Annotated in this window: 18 protein-coding genes; 8 read left to right on the forward strand and 10 right to left on the reverse strand. The window is 48.0% G+C overall.

Features of this window, described 5'->3' with window-relative positions:
* Positions 1-5: 5 nt before the first annotated feature.
* The 7 genes from hscB to trmJ form a co-directional block, all read right to left on the reverse strand.
* Positions 6-530, reverse strand: a complete 525-nt coding sequence (hscB, locus tag H595_RS0109925; protein WP_027671074.1) for a co-chaperone HscB — start codon at positions 528-530, stop codon at positions 6-8.
* Positions 531-558: 28 nt separating this feature from the next.
* On the reverse strand, positions 559-882 hold the full coding sequence (gene iscA / locus H595_RS0109930) for an iron-sulfur cluster assembly protein IscA (protein WP_027671075.1): 324 nt from the start codon (positions 880-882) through the stop codon (positions 559-561).
* Positions 883-887: 5 nt separating this feature from the next.
* A complete protein-coding gene (iscU, locus tag H595_RS0109935; protein ID WP_027671076.1) occupies positions 888-1271 on the reverse strand; it encodes a Fe-S cluster assembly scaffold IscU in 384 nt (127 codons plus the stop codon).
* Positions 1272-1300: 29 nt separating this feature from the next.
* Positions 1301-2515, reverse strand: a complete 1215-nt coding sequence (locus tag H595_RS0109940; RefSeq protein ID WP_027671077.1) for an IscS subfamily cysteine desulfurase — start codon at positions 2513-2515, stop codon at positions 1301-1303.
* Positions 2516-2532: 17 nt separating this feature from the next.
* Positions 2533-3015: a Fe-S cluster assembly transcriptional regulator IscR gene (gene iscR, locus H595_RS0109945; protein WP_027671078.1), complete on the reverse strand. Its 483-nt coding sequence runs from the start codon at positions 3013-3015 to the stop codon at positions 2533-2535.
* A 116-nt stretch (positions 3016-3131) separates the two neighbouring features.
* Positions 3132-3941, reverse strand: a complete 810-nt coding sequence (gene cysE, locus H595_RS0109950) for a serine O-acetyltransferase (protein WP_027671079.1) — start codon at positions 3939-3941, stop codon at positions 3132-3134.
* A 3-nt stretch (positions 3942-3944) separates the two neighbouring features.
* Entirely contained in the window at positions 3945-4685 is a 741-nt protein-coding gene (gene trmJ, locus H595_RS0109955) for a tRNA (cytosine(32)/uridine(32)-2'-O)-methyltransferase TrmJ (protein WP_027671080.1), read from the reverse strand.
* A gap of 170 nt (positions 4686-4855) precedes the next feature.
* Between trmJ and H595_RS0109960 the strand changes: the two genes are divergently transcribed.
* The 7 genes from H595_RS0109960 to purH all read left to right on the forward strand — a co-directional run bounded on the left by H595_RS0109960 (position 4856) and on the right by purH (position 13501).
* Positions 4856-5680: a class I SAM-dependent methyltransferase gene (locus tag H595_RS0109960; protein ID WP_027671081.1), complete on the forward strand. Its 825-nt coding sequence runs from the start codon at positions 4856-4858 to the stop codon at positions 5678-5680.
* Between the two features lie 30 nt (positions 5681-5710).
* Positions 5711-6997, forward strand: coding sequence for a phosphoribosylamine--glycine ligase (gene purD, locus H595_RS0109965; protein ID WP_027671082.1), 1287 nt, complete (start codon positions 5711-5713; stop codon positions 6995-6997).
* A gap of 152 nt (positions 6998-7149) precedes the next feature.
* A complete protein-coding gene (locus H595_RS0109970; protein ID WP_027671083.1) occupies positions 7150-8919 on the forward strand; it encodes an ExeM/NucH family extracellular endonuclease in 1770 nt (589 codons plus the stop codon).
* 130 nt (positions 8920-9049) lie between these two features.
* Positions 9050-9946, forward strand: a complete 897-nt coding sequence (locus H595_RS0109975; RefSeq protein ID WP_027671084.1) for a phosphoribulokinase — start codon at positions 9050-9052, stop codon at positions 9944-9946.
* A gap of 376 nt (positions 9947-10322) precedes the next feature.
* Entirely contained in the window at positions 10323-11297 is a 975-nt protein-coding gene (dusB, locus tag H595_RS0109980) for a tRNA dihydrouridine synthase DusB (protein WP_477996415.1), read from the forward strand.
* Positions 11298-11314: 17 nt separating this feature from the next.
* Positions 11315-11605 carry a DNA-binding transcriptional regulator Fis gene (gene fis / locus H595_RS0109985; RefSeq protein WP_027671086.1) on the forward strand — a complete coding sequence of 97 codons (291 nt, stop codon included), beginning with the start codon at positions 11315-11317 and terminating at the stop codon, positions 11603-11605.
* Positions 11606-11914: 309 nt separating this feature from the next.
* The gene (gene purH, locus H595_RS0109990) at positions 11915-13501 is read left to right on the forward strand and encodes a bifunctional phosphoribosylaminoimidazolecarboxamide formyltransferase/IMP cyclohydrolase (protein WP_027671087.1); all 1587 of its coding nucleotides are present in this window, start codon (positions 11915-11917) and stop codon (positions 13499-13501) included.
* Between the two features lie 61 nt (positions 13502-13562).
* On the opposite strand, the gene H595_RS0109995 is transcribed toward purH, so the two are convergent.
* The gene (locus H595_RS0109995) at positions 13563-13913 is read right to left on the reverse strand and encodes a 2OG-Fe(II) oxygenase family protein (protein WP_027671088.1); all 351 of its coding nucleotides are present in this window, start codon (positions 13911-13913) and stop codon (positions 13563-13565) included.
* Positions 13910-14314, reverse strand: coding sequence for a gamma-glutamylcyclotransferase family protein (locus tag H595_RS0110000; RefSeq protein WP_027671089.1), 405 nt, complete (start codon positions 14312-14314; stop codon positions 13910-13912). The genes H595_RS0109995 and H595_RS0110000 overlap by 4 nt, the downstream gene beginning before the upstream one ends.
* 100 nt (positions 14315-14414) lie before the next feature.
* Between H595_RS0110000 and H595_RS0110005 the strand changes: the two genes are divergently transcribed.
* On the forward strand, positions 14415-14990 hold the full coding sequence (locus H595_RS0110005) for an outer membrane protein (RefSeq protein WP_027671090.1): 576 nt from the start codon (positions 14415-14417) through the stop codon (positions 14988-14990).
* Positions 14991-15042: 52 nt separating this feature from the next.
* Here H595_RS0110005 and H595_RS0110010 read toward each other — a convergent pair whose 3' ends face one another.
* Complete coding sequence (locus H595_RS0110010) at positions 15043-15525, reverse strand: SixA phosphatase family protein (protein ID WP_027671091.1); 483 nt, start codon at positions 15523-15525, stop codon at positions 15043-15045.
* Between the last annotated feature and the right edge of the window lie 39 nt (positions 15526-15564).

Consider the following 15564-nt stretch of genomic DNA (forward strand, 5'->3'; position numbering starts at 1 on the left):
GTCGTTTAGTCTTGTAGTTGCTGTTCTATCAGCTCCAGCTCTTGCTGCAGCTTAAAGAAGAATTTTAGTTTACGGATCACATCAGCAGCAAGTTGATCCTGCGCTGTATTATCCGCATCAAGCGCAGCGGCCAACTGCTGAAGCAGGGCTCTTTTTTGCTGCTGTAGTTGGCGCTCTATCGAATCAATGACAGAATCCGGGTCGGCACTTTGCTCTATCTCGGCAATTTGCTCACGTAGTTCCATTTGCTGCATTAAAAACATCGGATCAGTAAAGCTACGTTGCTCATTGCTGATCTTCAAACCCCGTAACGCCAGCAGATGCTCAGCCCGCAGGAGCGGATGCTTTAAACTGTGATACGCATCATTAATGTTAGCGGTCTGCTGCACTGCGAGCAGTTTATCACGCTCTGAACCCGCACTATGCTGATCAGGATGAAAACGGCGCTGCAGTTGCAAATAGCGCGACCCAAGCTCCGTTAGATCAAGGTCGAACGACGCCGGCAGATTAAACAGCTGAAAATAATTCATCCGGCCTCTAGATACTTAAATTAAGTGCTTAAACTGTGAAACTTTCGCCACAACCACATTCGCCATTAACGTTGGGATTGTTAAACTGAAAGCCTTCATTTAAGCCTTCTTTAACAAAATCCAGCTGAGTACCGTCGATATATACCAAGCTTTTACCGTCAACTATCAGCTTCAGGTCGTCCTGTTCAAACACTTCATCGTCGTCGTTCAGTGTATCAACAAATTCCAGTACATATGCCAGGCCAGAGCAGCCGGTGGTTTTAATACCTACCCGCAACCCTAAACCTTTACCCCGGTTTTGCAAAAAGCTACGCACCCGATCAGCAGCGGCAGTTGTCATTGAAATCGCCATTACACTCAGCCTCCGTGCTTTTGCTTATAGTCAGCAATAGCCGCTTTGATGGCGTCTTCAGCCAAAATTGAACAGTGAATTTTCACTGGTGGTAATGCCAGTTCCTGCGCGATGTCAGTGTTTTTTATCTGCTGCGCTTCGTCCAGGCTTTTACCTTTAACCCATTCTGTTACCAATGAGCTTGAAGCAATAGCACTACCACAGCCGTAAGTTTTAAACTTAGCGTCTTCGATAATCCCATCCGGGCTCACTTTTATTTGTAGCTTCATTACGTCACCGCATGCCGGTGCCCCCACCATACCGGTGGCAACACTGGCGTCGTCTTTGTCGAACGAGCCAACGTTACGTGGATTTTCGTAGTGATCGATTACTTTATTACTGTATGCCATGATAATTACCTCTTGTGCAGCCGGAACGCTTAGTGCGCAACCCAGGCCACAGTGTTTAAATCGACGCCATCTTTGAACATATCCCACAACGGTGACATTGCACGCAGCTTATCAATCGCCTGGTGTACTATTTTAATCGTGTGATCAACTTGTTCTTCCGTGGTAAAACGGCCGATACTAAAACGAATAGAACTGTGCGCCAGTTCATCACTCATACCCAGTGCACGCAGCACGTAAGACGGCTCAAGGCTGGCTGACGTACAGGCTGAACCTGATGACACAGCAATATCTTTCAACGCCATGATCAACGACTCACCTTCAACATAGTTAAAGCTGATGTTAGTGATATGTGGCACACGCTGCTCGCGATTACCGTTTAAAAAGACTTGCTCTAAGTCTTTAACGCCGTTAAGCAGCCGATCACGCAGCACGGTAATGCGGCTAATTTCAGCTTGCATTTCCAACTTAGCAATACGGAAAGCTTCGCCCATGCCAACAATCTGATGCGTTGGCAACGTGCCTGAACGCATTCCACGTTCATGCCCACCGCCGTGCATTTGTGCTTCTAAGCGAATACGGGGTTTGCGACGAACAAACAACGCGCCAATGCCTTTAGGGCCATAGGCTTTATGCGCTGAAAATGACATTAAATCGACTTTAAGTGTTTGCAGGTCAATCTCTACTTTGCCAGCAGCCTGAGCAGCGTCAACGTGAAAAATAATACCTTTGCTGCGACACATCTCGCCTATGGCTGCGATGTCTTGCACTACGCCAATTTCATTATTGACAAACATCACACTGATCACGCTGGTATCAGGACGAATAGCCGCTTCTAACATCGCTACCGTCACCAAACCGTCGGTTTGCGGTTCCATGTAGGTGACTTCATAACCTTCGCGTTCAAGCTGACGCATGGTATCCAGCGTGGCTTTATGCTCAGTTTTAACCGTAATCAGGTGCTTACCCTTTTTATGGTAAAAATCAGCCGCGCCTTTAATCGCCAGGTTATTGGATTCTGTTGCGCCAGAAGTAAATACAATTTCGCGTGGATCAGCGTTAATCAGCTCAGCAATCTGGCTGCGGGCAATTTCTACCGCTTCTTCAGCTTGCCAGCCAAAACGATGCGAACGTGATGCCGGGTTACCAAACTCGCCGTCCATTGTTAAAAACTGCATCATTTTCTCTGCTACACGGGTATCAACCGGCGTAGTTGCAGCGTAATCCAGATAAATAGGTAGCTTCATTATTTGCTCCGTGTTGCCTACAGCTGGCAGCTAACTTCGATATCAGTTGCCGGGTTCTTTACAATACGGCTGTTTGGCCGTTTTGCCTGAGTCTGTACATCCTGCTGGTTAACCAGCTCTCCCAGCGTAATACTGGTAAGAAAATCTTCAATGCGATGGCTTAGATCGCTCCACAAGGTATGCGTTAAACAACGGGTTCCGCCATGACAATCAGACTTGCCCTGACAGCGAGTGGCATCAACTGACTCATCGACAGCGCTGATCACATCAGAAACTGAAATGGTTGTGGCTTCACGCCCCAGCTGATAACCGCCACCCGGGCCTCGCACGCTGCTAACTAAACCGTGTTTACGTAACCGGGCGAACAATTGTTCAAGATAAGACAACGAAATACCCTGACGCTCGGAAATGTCAGCCAGTGGCACCGGGCCCGTTGCTGTGTGTAAGGCTACATCTAACATAGCCGTTACCGCATAGCGGCCTTTGGACGTTAATCTCATGCTTTGCTCCCTGAAAACAATGGCGCCATTGTACATTCCCGACTATTTTAGTCAAGTATTAATAACCTAGTAAGTTAGTCAAGTATTCAGGTCACTAAGTTCCGAACTAGCAATAATCAGATATTCGGGTCAAAGGCTTCTACGTCACGTTTACGAGCGTCTGCGGCACGTTTTTCTGCCAATTTAAAGTCTTCTTCTTCAATATCAACAGTGGGCACTTGATCACAAACATTGCCACCGAGCTGATTAACGCTGTGACACAATTCACCCACTTTACGATCCAGCAGCTGTATGTGATCCAGCATCCGGCCAATGGCATTCGCAACCGGATCCGGGTTATCGGCCGCTACCGCGTAGGCATCAAAACCAAACTTCTGTGCCAATTGCTTGCGCTCTGCACTGACAATAGCGTCCGCTTTGGCCACAATGCGTCCCGGGATACCTATAACGGTGGCTCCTGCAGGTACATCTTTAACTACCACCGCATTTGAACCTATGCGGGCGTTTTCACCCACCATCAGCGGACCCAGTACTTTAGCACCGGCACCAATAACAACACCGTTAGCCAGGGTTGGATGACGCTTACCCGGATTCCAGCTGGTACCACCCAGTGTTACACCATGATACAGGGTAACATCATCACCAATTTCAGCCGTTTCGCCAATAACAACGCCCATACCATGATCGATAAAAAAGCGTCGTCCAATTTTCGCACCTGGATGAATCTCCACACCAGTAAACCAGCGTGACAGTGTACTTAAAAAACGCGCCAACCCCTTCCAGTTAGCACGCCAGAGTTTATGACTTACCCGATGCCACCAAATAGCATGCAAGCCCGGATAGTTTGTTAATACTTCAAAACTACTGCGCGCCGCAGGATCGCGTTCAAACACACTTTTGATATCTTCTTTGATACCCGCAAACATGCGTTACTCCTTATCACCCATAGTATTGCGACCAAAACGCTGTACTGAGGTTAATATACCGCGCAAAATATTGTATTCGGCTTCTTCCGGCCGGGCACGGGTAAACAAACGCTTTAATTTTGTCATGACAACACCCGGATGCTGTTTAATAATAAAACCCGTATCGTTTAACGTATCTTCTAAATGCTGATAAAAACTGTTCATCTGCTCACTGGTTGGATAGGCGACCTCATCCACCACAGCGGTTTGCTCAGCCTGTTGCAACATCGCCATGCGCACTTCATACGTAACAATTTGTACTGCCATGGCTAAATTGAGCGAGCTGTAATCCGGATTGGCCGGTATACACACATGGTAATTACACAGTTGTAACTCCTCGTTAGTTAAGCCACTACTTTCTCTGCCAAACACTAACGCAACCGGATGTGTTGCCGCCTCTTTCACTGCCAACGCAGCACAATCACGAGGTTCCAGCATCGGCCAACTTAATGTGCGCGAACGGGCGCTACTGCCAACCACTAAGCCACAATCGGTAATGGCCTCTTTTAAACTGTCAAACACCCGGGCGTTTGCCAGAATATCGCTGGCACCGGCCGACAGTGCATATGCCTGGCCATCGGGTAGCTCTTTCGGCGCCACCAAACACAGCTGTGACAAGCCCATGGTTTTCATTGCCCGGGCTACCGAGCCAATATTGCCGGTATGGGTTGTACCCACTAGAATAATTCGGATTTGGTCTAACATAAGGCTTCCCGCGTAAAAGGGCTGATATTCTAGCACAGCCTGGAATAATTGTTGATGAGAAAATAGCAGTCTGGCCATCTAAATTATACTGATTAATGCGCCGCACCAACCTGCTTTTTTTACTTTGTTTTGCTACACTACCGCCACTTTCACCACAGGGAACCACGAAGATGAAAACAATAAAACTTGCTGCGGCACTGTCTGCTGTTCTGTTTAGTTCACTGACGATGGCCGATGCCTCTACTGATGCCTTGCAATTAGCTGTTGAACATCAAAGCCGTACTCCAGCGAATGTTGTGCGCGACCCGTTCCGTAATCCCGCTGAAACCTTAGCTTTTTTTAATGTGACACCCAACAGCACCGTTGTTGAAATCTCCCCTGGTGGTGGTTGGTATACCGAAATTCTGGCTCCGCTGTTAGCGGCACATGGCACCTACTATGCCGCTCACTTTCCTGCTGAAACTGAATCTGATTATTACAAACGTAGCCGAGCCGCTTTTGTTGAGAAACTGGCCAGCAACCCAATATACAACCGGGTACAACTCACTGAATTCTCGCCAACAGGCAGCAATACCATCGCACCAGAAGGCAGCGCCGACGTTGTGCTTACTTTTAGAAACCTGCACAACTGGTATAACCAAGGTGGCGATGAAGCACTGGTTAATAGCTTCAAGCAATTTTACGCGGCATTAAAACCTGATGGCGTATTAGGTGTAGTAGAACACCGTTTACCGGCAGACAAGATGGTTGGTGAGTGGATTAACAGCGGTTACTTCCCTCAGGCATTAACGGTAAAAGCGGCTGAACAAGCAGGTTTTGAGTTTCAAGCCAGCAGCGAAGTGAACGCTAATGCGAAAGATACCGCAGACTATGCTGGCGGCGTTTGGACATTGCCACCGTCGTTTCGGTTAAAAGATCAGGACAAAGACAAGTATATGGCCATCGGCGAAAGTGACCGCATGACCTTAAAATTTGTTAAACCTGCAGCAAAATAATTTTTTATTTAGTTATTAACGGAAAGCGCAATGAAAGTACTGGTAATTGGCGGCGGTGGCCGCGAACATGCTCTGGCATGGAAAACGGCGCAGTCGCCTTTAGCTACACAGGTGTTTGTGGCGCCAGGTAATGCTGGCACAGCACGGGAAGCAAACCTGACCAATGTTGCTATTGCCGCGGATAACGTGGCTGAACTGCTGGCTTTTGCCCAGCAAGAGCAGATTGGCTTAACCATTGTTGGGCCCGAAGCGCCGCTCGCTAAAGGCGTGGTTGATGCGTTTAACGCTGCCGGTTTAGCCATTTTTGGCCCGACACAGGCAGCTGCACAACTGGAAAGCTCAAAAGCCTTTGCCAAAGACTTTTTAGCCCGCCACAGTATTCCGACCGCCGCTTATCAGACTTTCACGGAAATTGCTCCGGCTAAGGCTTTTGCTCACACATTAGGCACACCAGTGGTGATAAAAGCCGATGGTTTAGCGGCAGGTAAAGGCGTGATTATTGCGCAGAGCCAGCAAGAAGCTGATGCCGCAATCGACGACATGTTATCAGGCAACAAGTTTGGTGACGCTGGCAGTCGGGTTGTTGTGGAAGAGTTTCTAACCGGTGAAGAAGCGTCGTTTATTGTTATGGTAGATGGTAAAACTGCGCTACCTTTTGCATCGTCACAGGATCATAAAGCCCGTGATAATGGTGACAAAGGGCCTAATACCGGCGGTATGGGGGCATACTCACCCGCCCCTGTGGTTACGCCAGCAGTACATGACTGGGTAATGCAGCATGTTATTTACCCTACTGTAAACGGTATGGCAGCAGAAGGCACCGTGTTTACTGGCTTCTTGTACGCCGGTTTGATGATTTCACCCGATGGCAGTGCCAAAGTACTGGAGTTTAACTGCCGGTTTGGCGACCCTGAAACGCAACCTATTATGATGCGTTTACAGTCTGATTTAGTGGAATTGTGCTTAGCCGCAACCCATACCGACCTTGCCAACCACCAGATTCACTTTACTGAACAGGCCGCAGTAGGCGTTGTGTTAGCGGCTGGCGGTTATCCTGATAGCTATGCCAAAGGTAAGGTAATAAGTGGTCTTGACAGTGCGGATAGTGCAGCGGCAAAAGTATTTCATGCTGGCACTGAGCTTAAAGACAATCAGGTGTTAACCAACGGTGGACGCGTGCTTTGCGCTACCGCATTAGGCCAGAATGTTACTGCTGCACAGCAAGCGGCATATCAGCTGGTAGACAAAATTAGTTGGGATGGCATGTTCTGCCGCACTGATATTGGTTACCGCGCCATTGCCCGCGAGCAAAAATAAGTTTAGTCAAAACACCGCGGCAGATAGCCGCGGTCATTCGCATAAGCCGTGGTAATCTACCGCAGTCTATGCTAATTCAACCGAATTTGCGTTGTTATCTTGTGGTAACACTAGCAGCCTATCCTGTCTTTTTAATCTGGAATGTCAGCATTATGCGTAAACACCTTATCCGGCTCTCAGCATTAAGTGTTTTGTTGTTTAGTCATCACGTTTTGGCGCAGTGTGATAGCTCGTTCACCAGCATCAACACCATTCAAGGCACTGCTGAGACCAGCCCGCTGCTGGCAAAACAACTGAGTACACGCGGTGTCGTAACCGCAATTGTGTATCCTGGCACCAACGCGGCAGGAATCGTGTTGCGTGCTATCGCACCCGACAATAGCGCTGCAGCAAACAGCTTATTTATTGCCGACAGCAACGCTGCCGCTCAGTATAAGCCAGGCCAGCAATTACAAGTAACCGGTACCGTAACAGAGGTAAATCAGCTTACCCGTCTGGCAAATATCAACGATATTAAACTGTGTGATGGTCAGCACGTCATTACCCCGGTAAACGTACAACTTCCGGTTGCCACATTACAACAGTGGGAACAGCTAGAAGGTGAGCTGGTTAGCTTTGCGCAAACACTAACCGTTAATGACACCTACAGCCTGGGACGCTATGGCGAACTCATGTTGGCTGATAAACGCCTTTTGGTCCCCACCGACATTATGCGTCCGGGTAAAGAGGCTATGGCACTGGCTGAGCAACAACTGCGACATACGCTGGTGTTAGACGATGGCAGCATAAAGCAAAACCCGGACCCGGTGCGGTTTGGCAGCAATATATTAACGGCACAGACAACGGTACGGGTTGGCGATACGGTGACACAAGTACAAGGCGTTATTCTACAAAACGAACGTGGTTATTTCTTGTTTCCGACACAGCAACCCCAATATCATGCGCAAAACCCGCGTCCAGCCAACCCTGATGCTAAGCCGGAAAAAGCGTTACGCATTGCCAGTTTTAATGTACTTAATTACTTTAACGGCTCAGATCAAACACCGGCGTTCCCAACGCGCCGCGGCGCCGATTCTTTAGCAGAATTTAAGCGCCAACAGGAAAAAACGATTAGTGCATTAGCTGCTCTTGATGCCGATATTATCGGGCTATTAGAAGTCGAAAATAATGGTTATGGCGCACAAAGCGCGCTGGCTAGCCTGACAAATGCGCTTAATGCTGTTAGTAAAACCCCCTATCGCTTTATTACTACCTCGGAACAGCCTGGTACCGACGACATTAAAGTTGCCATGTTGTACCGCCCAGCCAATGTGAGTATCGAGGGTAACGCGGCTATGTTGTTGTCTAGCCCCTTTAATTGGGGCAGCAGGCCGCCGCTGGCACAAAGCTTTCGTCATTTGGCCAGCAACGAGCTGGTAACGGTAAGCATTAACCACTTTAAGTCAAAAGGCAGTTGTCCAAAAGACCCCCTGTCAAAAGACGCCGAACAACAAGATGGACAAGGCTGCTGGAATGCCCTTAGAACCACGTCGGCAAAAGCATTAAGTGACTGGCTGCACACTAACCCAACCGGCATAGAGACTGACAAACAGATTATTTTGGGTGACTTAAATGCCTACCGGATGGAAGACCCTGTCGTCACGCTTGAGCAACAACACTGGCAGTATTTAACCTCAAAAGATGGCGGGCAGTACTCTTATGTTTATCGTGGCCGTACCGGCTCGCTTGACCATGCGCTGGCAAGCACTGCCTTAGCAAAACAACTGGCTCAGTTTCAGCACTGGTCTATTAACGCCGATGAGCCAACGTTGTTGGATTATAACGTTGAGTTTAAAAGTGATAACTTGCAGCAGCAACTGCACGCACCAACACCCTATCGCTCGTCAGATCATGACCCGCTAATCGCGACCTTTCAGTTTTAGTGGCCCTGTTCAGGGGCAAACCGTTAACACTGTTTGCCCCTGAAAGCCCAAGCATAATTGCAATAAACAGTTGCGTGCTATTTGCCTGTTGCTTTAAGGTGAGGTTCAGTTAAAGCAGCGGGCGGTTTCTATGTCACACAAAAATCCTATTATTGCCATCACCGGTTCGTCGGGTGCGGGTACAACAACAACAACAACAGCGTTTCAGCATATTTTCCGCACACTAGACATTAACGCAGCGTTTGTTGAAGGAGACTGCTTCCACCGTTTTAGCCGACCAGAAATGGAAGTCGCGATACGCAAAGCCAAAGAACAAGGCCGTTACATTAGCTACTTTGGCGCAGAAGCCAACGATTTTGGTGCCCTGGAAAGCTTTTTTTCCAGCTATGGTGACACCGGCGGCGGTAAAATTCGCCACTATCTACATACCTTTGACGAAGCAGTACCTTATAACCAGTTACCAGGTACTTTTACACCGTGGCAAGATTTACGCGCCAATACCGACTTGTTATTTTATGAGGGGTTGCATGGTGGTGCAGTAACTGACGAGCATGATGTCGCCAAACATGTTGACCTGCTTATTGGTATGGTGCCTATTGTTAACTTAGAATGGATCCAAAAAATTATTCGCGATACCTCAGAACGTGGCCACTCACGCGAAGCGGTACAAGCCAGCATTGTGCGCAGTATGGACGACTACATCAACCATATTACGCCGCAGTTTTCACGCACGCATATCAACTTTCAACGTGTGCCTACCGTTGATACTTCTAACCCGTTTAGTGCCAAAGACATTCCGTCATTAGATGAAAGTTTTGTCGTGATCCGTTTTCGCGGTATCAAGCATGTTGATTTCCCGTATTACCTGCGAATGATCAATGGCTCTTTTATGTCGCGGGTAAATACCTTGGTGGTGCCAGGCGGCAAAATGGGCCTGGCGATGGAGCTAATATTAACACCGCTGGTAGAAGAGCTGATGATTAAACGGCGCCAGGCTCGCGGTCAGGTCGATTGGCTGGGTACCTAAACAAGAAGACCCTAAGCCTTGTTTGAGCGTCACAAACCGGATTACCCACACCAACACGCCGTAAATACTTCCCTGTAGGCTCGTTTACGCCCGTCCAGGGCTTCAACGGTTGATTTAGGGCAACCCGGTTTGTTCTTTCAGCATCCGTCATAGCGCCAAAATACTGGTTACAAAACCAACAGCACTACAATTTTCATTTCCGCTAGCACCCATCATACCGTTGCTTCTGCTTTACAAAACACCAATTTTCAGCCGTTTAGCGAATGTCAAGACCGCAAAGGCCAATAAATTTATACTTTTGTTTAAATAATAACCTTTGCTTTGGCGGAAAAAATCCGTAAACTTGGCGCCCCTTAAGGGTAGAGCCTTGGATTCAGTGGTGCGCATAGGTCCATATCAGTTAGCGAACAAGGTAATTTGTGCTCCGATGGCTGGAGTGACTGATCACACTTTTCGTGAGCTTTGCCGGCGTTTTGGTGCAGCGTTAGCTGTGTCGGAAATGCTGTCGAGCAATCCGCTGGTCTGGCAAAGCGAAAAATCACAAAATCGCATGGGCCATCGTCAGGAGTCGGGTATTCGTTCCGTGCAAATTGCCGGAGCAGATCCCCAGCAGATGGCGGACGCCGCCCAGTACAATGTTGAGATTGGTGCCGATATTATCGACATCAATATGGGTTGTCCGGCAAAAAAGGTGAACAAGAAACTGGCGGGTTCTGCCTTGTTGCAGTACCCAGACTTAGTGGAGCAAATTGTTCGCGCAGTGGTCGATGCGGTAAAGGTACCGGTTACCTTGAAAATTCGCACTGGCTGGGACCCTGACAACAGAAACGGCATTCAGATTGCCCGTATTGCCCAAGATAATGGCATACAGGCACTGGCAGTACATGGCAGAACGAAAGCCTGCATGTATAAAGGTGGAGCGGAATATGACACCATCCGCGCCATAAAACAAAGTGTAACGATACCGGTAATTGCCAATGGCGATATTACCGGGCCGGAAAAAGCACGCTATGTGCTGGATTACACCGGAGCCGACGCCATAATGATTGGTCGTGCGGCACAAGGTCGGCCATGGATTTTCCGCGAAGTGGTGCATTACCTGGCCACTGGCGACAAACTGGCGCCGCCGTGTATTTCGGAAGTGCGCCAGATTATGCTGGAACATGTGCAGGGTTTACACCAGCTTTATGGTGAGCTCGCCGGTTCTCGCATTGCCCGCAAACATGTGGGCTGGTATTTAGCCGAGCATGACAAGCTCGGTGTGTTTCGTAGTGAATTCAATGGCATTGAGCAGGCAGATGTTCAGCTCAACGCCTTAAATGACTATTTTCATCAACTAGCAGCAACCTAACGTAAAAGAGAAAAGCAATGTTTAATTCGAACGTTACTTCGCCATTTATTACTAACGCCCACGTACAAACGCAGGAAAAGCCACAAGCTTTAAGCACTGCCGCGCAAAAAGCAGTCGCTAACTACCTGCAGCAATTAAACGGACAGGACGTTGACGATTTATATGAACTGGTATTATCTGAATTAGAGCGTCCTTTACTGGAAGAAGTGATGAAATATACCCGCGGTAATCAAACCCGCGCAGCCAACCTGATGGGCATCAACCGCGGTACGCTGCGTAAGAAGTTAAAGCAATACGGCATGAGCTAATGCCCACGCGGGGTTAGCCCCGCTACTAAGCACCTTCGGGTGCTTTTTTATTGGCTGCGCCTGAGGAATTTTACGCATTAGATTCCGCATTAACCCCGGTACTCAGGCACAGACAACATAGATATCGAACTAAGATTGTGGCAGCTGCCACCTTGCTCACGCCAACACGCCGTAAACCCATCCATGGGGGCTCGTTTCCGCCCATCCGGGGCTTCAACGGTTGGCTTAGAGCAAGCCGGCAGCTGCGATGCACTAAACTCGCTGTAATTAGTGTAACCCGATTTCTGCAAGCTAAATGAGAGTCTAAGCATGACGACATTAAGACCTATCCGCCGCGCACTATTAAGTGTGTCCGACAAAACCGGTATCGTAGAATTTGCTCGCGCCCTGGCCGCGCAACAGGTTGAAATTCTCTCTACCGGTGGTACCGCAAAATTACTGGCCGAACAAGGCATCAAGGTAATTGAAGTATCGGATTACACCGGTCACCCGGAAATTATGGACGGCCGGGTTAAAACCCTACATCCGAAAATTCATGGCGGCATTTTAGCGCGTCGCGGCACGGATGAAGCCGTCATGGCTGACAACAACATTGGCCCAATCGATTTAGTGGTGGTTAACTTGTATCCGTTTGCCAGCACTGTTGCTAAAGCCGGTTGTACGCTGGAAGATGCCATTGAAAATATCGACATCGGCGGCCCCACTATGGTGCGAGCAGCAGCGAAAAACCACAAAGACGTTACCATTATTGTTAACGCTAAAGACTACGATATCGTTGTAGCAGAAATGCAAGCCAACGGCGGTGCCACTACCCACGCTACCCGCTTTAGCCTGGCAATAAGTGCGTTTGAACACACAGCGCAATATGATGGCATGATTGCCAACTACTTTGGCGCCATGTTACCGGCCTACGATACACCATTGGAACCTGCAACCAAGTTCCCGCGCACCTTCAATAGCCAGTTCGTAAAAAAACAAGATTTACGTTACGGCGAAAACAGCCACCAAAGTGCGGCGTTTTATGTGCAAGAGGGCGCTAGCGAAGCCTCTGTGTCTACGGCCACTCAGTTGCAAGGTAAGGCGTTGTCTTACAACAACATCGCCGACACTGACGCTGCACTGGAATGCGTAAAAGAATTCAATGAACCGGCCTGCGTTATTGTTAAACACGCTAACCCTTGTGGCGTGGCTATTGGCGATTCAATCCTTGATGCCTACAACCGTGCCTATAAAACTGATCCAACTTCGGCCTTTGGCGGCATTATCGCCTTCAACCGTGAGCTGGATGAAACCACTGCCAAAGAAATTGTCAGCCGTCAGTTTGTTGAAGTGATTATTGCGCCTTCTGCAACAGACGCTGCCGTAGCGGTAGTGGCTAGCAAACCAAACGTGCGTTTATTAGTGTGTGGCGAGTTTAGCGCAGCTGCACCGGCACTAGATGTTAAACAAGTAAACGGTGGCATGTTGTTGCAAGACCGCGACCAGGCCAAAATCACCGCTGATGATTTAAAAGTGGTTACCCAGCGCCAGCCAACCGAGCAAGAGCTTAAAGACTTACTGTTTTGCTGGAAAGTGGCCAAGTTTGTTAAATCAAACGCTATTGTTTACGTAAAAGACAGCATGACCATTGGTGTTGGCGCCGGCCAAATGAGCCGTGTGTACAGCGCGAAAATTGCTGGTATTAAGGCTGCCGACGAGAACTTAGAAGTAAAAGGGTCCGTAATGGCCTCTGACGCCTTTTTCCCGTTCCGTGACGGTATCGATGCTGCAGCCGCTGCAGGCATTACCGCAGTGATCCAGCCAGGTGGCTCAATGCGCGACGCTGAAGTTATCGCCGCCGCAGATGAGCACGGCATGGCAATGGTATTTACCGGCGTACGTCATTTCCGCCATTAATAACATGCGCTATTAAGCATTTGCTTTAGTTATAAAAAGGTCGCTTTGCGGCCTTTTTAATTTATTGCTTTAACCAGCCAATACTCAGCAAATAACGGCTGCCCTGCTCTACTTTGCTAACGGCATGTTCGCACAGATCGGGCCGGAAAAATTTAATGCGGCTGCTTTGATAAATTGGCGTAGCGCAGATAAAGTCACCGCCTTTTTTAGCCTCCTTTAACACAATGTTCAGCCGGTAATGTTTGCCACTGCTTAGCATATCTTTATGCGGCGGTACTTCGCAGCCTTGCGGAAAACGCAGTAAATAACAGTCAAACTTAATTGGCCAATATGCGCCAGCCAGCAACATTTTGTCATATCCGGAAAGCTGACGGCCTTTTTGCCAGCGAAGTAACTGCCTGAAAATGCTCATTCAATACCCTGATTCAGAAAATCGCCAGACAGAATGCATGCCATGCCGTCAACGTTAAGGTTATACAAATACACCCAGCAGGTTATGTTATCACCGTTCTCAAGCTTCACCTGCTGCAGTTCGCGCCGGTATTCCTGCGGTTTCGCAAACGCCGCACTGCAAGCCTCATAATGGTCGAGTTCAGCGAGCATAAGATCTGGCTGCAGCAACTGGTATAACTCACCTACGACCAAATCGGCCGGATTTAACGATGCCACAACCCCCGGATAATGGGCAATCTGATACAACCGGCCCTGATAATGCGCCCTACCAATAAAGCAGCTACCGGTTGCTAGCAACTTATGCATAGGGTGTCTGGCAGAGCGGCGTAAGGTGCCGTAGACAAACAAATAATTCTGCATTTTTAGTCATTGATCAATATCGAATAAAACACTTTACCAACATTTTCGTTTCATATATAACTTCAGCCGCATTTTGCAGTTAAATAAAATAGGATGTTTTATGTTGTTTAAAAAAATGGTGTTAGTTGCTGCAGTAATTGGTAGTTTCGCTGCACAAGCAGAGGTTCAGAACTTTTATGTTGGTGGTCAATACAATAAGACTACGTTAGAAGAAAATGAAAGTGGGTTTTCTGGTTCTGTTGATTTTGGCAGCATTACTGCTTTAGCAGGCTACAAATTTAATGATTACCTTGCTGTAGAAGCTCGCTTTGGTACTGGAGTAAAAGATAAGTCATCAAACGAAGACGGCTATAAAGAAAGCTTTGGCGTAGATATGCAAACTATGTTGGTTGCCAAAGCAAGCTATAACTTGTCCAATGAATTTTCAGTATTTGCAGTTGCTGGTTACAGCAAAACAGATTTCAAATACGAAGAGTCTGAGCCTGGTTACTCTTTTTCAGAAACTGACTCATTAAATGGCCTGGCGCTCGGTATTGGTGCGGAATTCAAATTTTCCAATAACGTCGCAGTTAACCTGGAGTATGTCATGTTGCCAGATAAAACTTTCCGCGACGGTTCATACTCATTTAAATTAGAATCTAATAATCTATCGCTTGGCGTAAATTACTTTTTCTAATCCCATTTGAACCAGGCTTAGTTTAAGCTTGGTTCAATCCACACTGGTTACACTACATAAATTTGGCTGGTATTGACCATTCGAGTTGAAAGCTGTTTTGGTCAGCCTGATAACACAAGCAGGTTAAAGACGCTTTTTTAATCTTAAATGCCATGTTTTCGCTGCCGAGTAAGCTACCGATAAGCAACGATAAGTCTGGTTCGTGGCCTACCAATAAGGCGTGTGTGGGCAGTTCTGCTAGCAACTGTTGTAGCTGTTGATATGCAAACTGACTGTCTGTTGTAAGTGCCAACCATTCTAGTTCCTGCACAGCAGGCAAACCCGCTTCTTTACGCACTATGGCGGCGGTTTGTGCCGCGCGCGGATACGGGCTGCTAAACACCGCTTCTGGCACAATAGCATTACGCTGCATAAAAGCTGCGACACGGCGTGCTTGCAACCGACCTTTTTCTATCAGGCAGCGGTCTATATCCAGCTGGTTTGGCCGAATAACCTCTGCGGTAGCGTGTCGTAAAAAATATAAGTATTTATCCATAGCGGCGCAGTTATAGCATGCTATTAAGACAGAATTATG

The sequence above is a fragment of the Rheinheimera baltica DSM 14885 genome, assembly GCF_000425345.1.
Taxonomy (GTDB): domain Bacteria; phylum Pseudomonadota; class Gammaproteobacteria; order Enterobacterales; family Alteromonadaceae; genus Alishewanella; species Alishewanella baltica.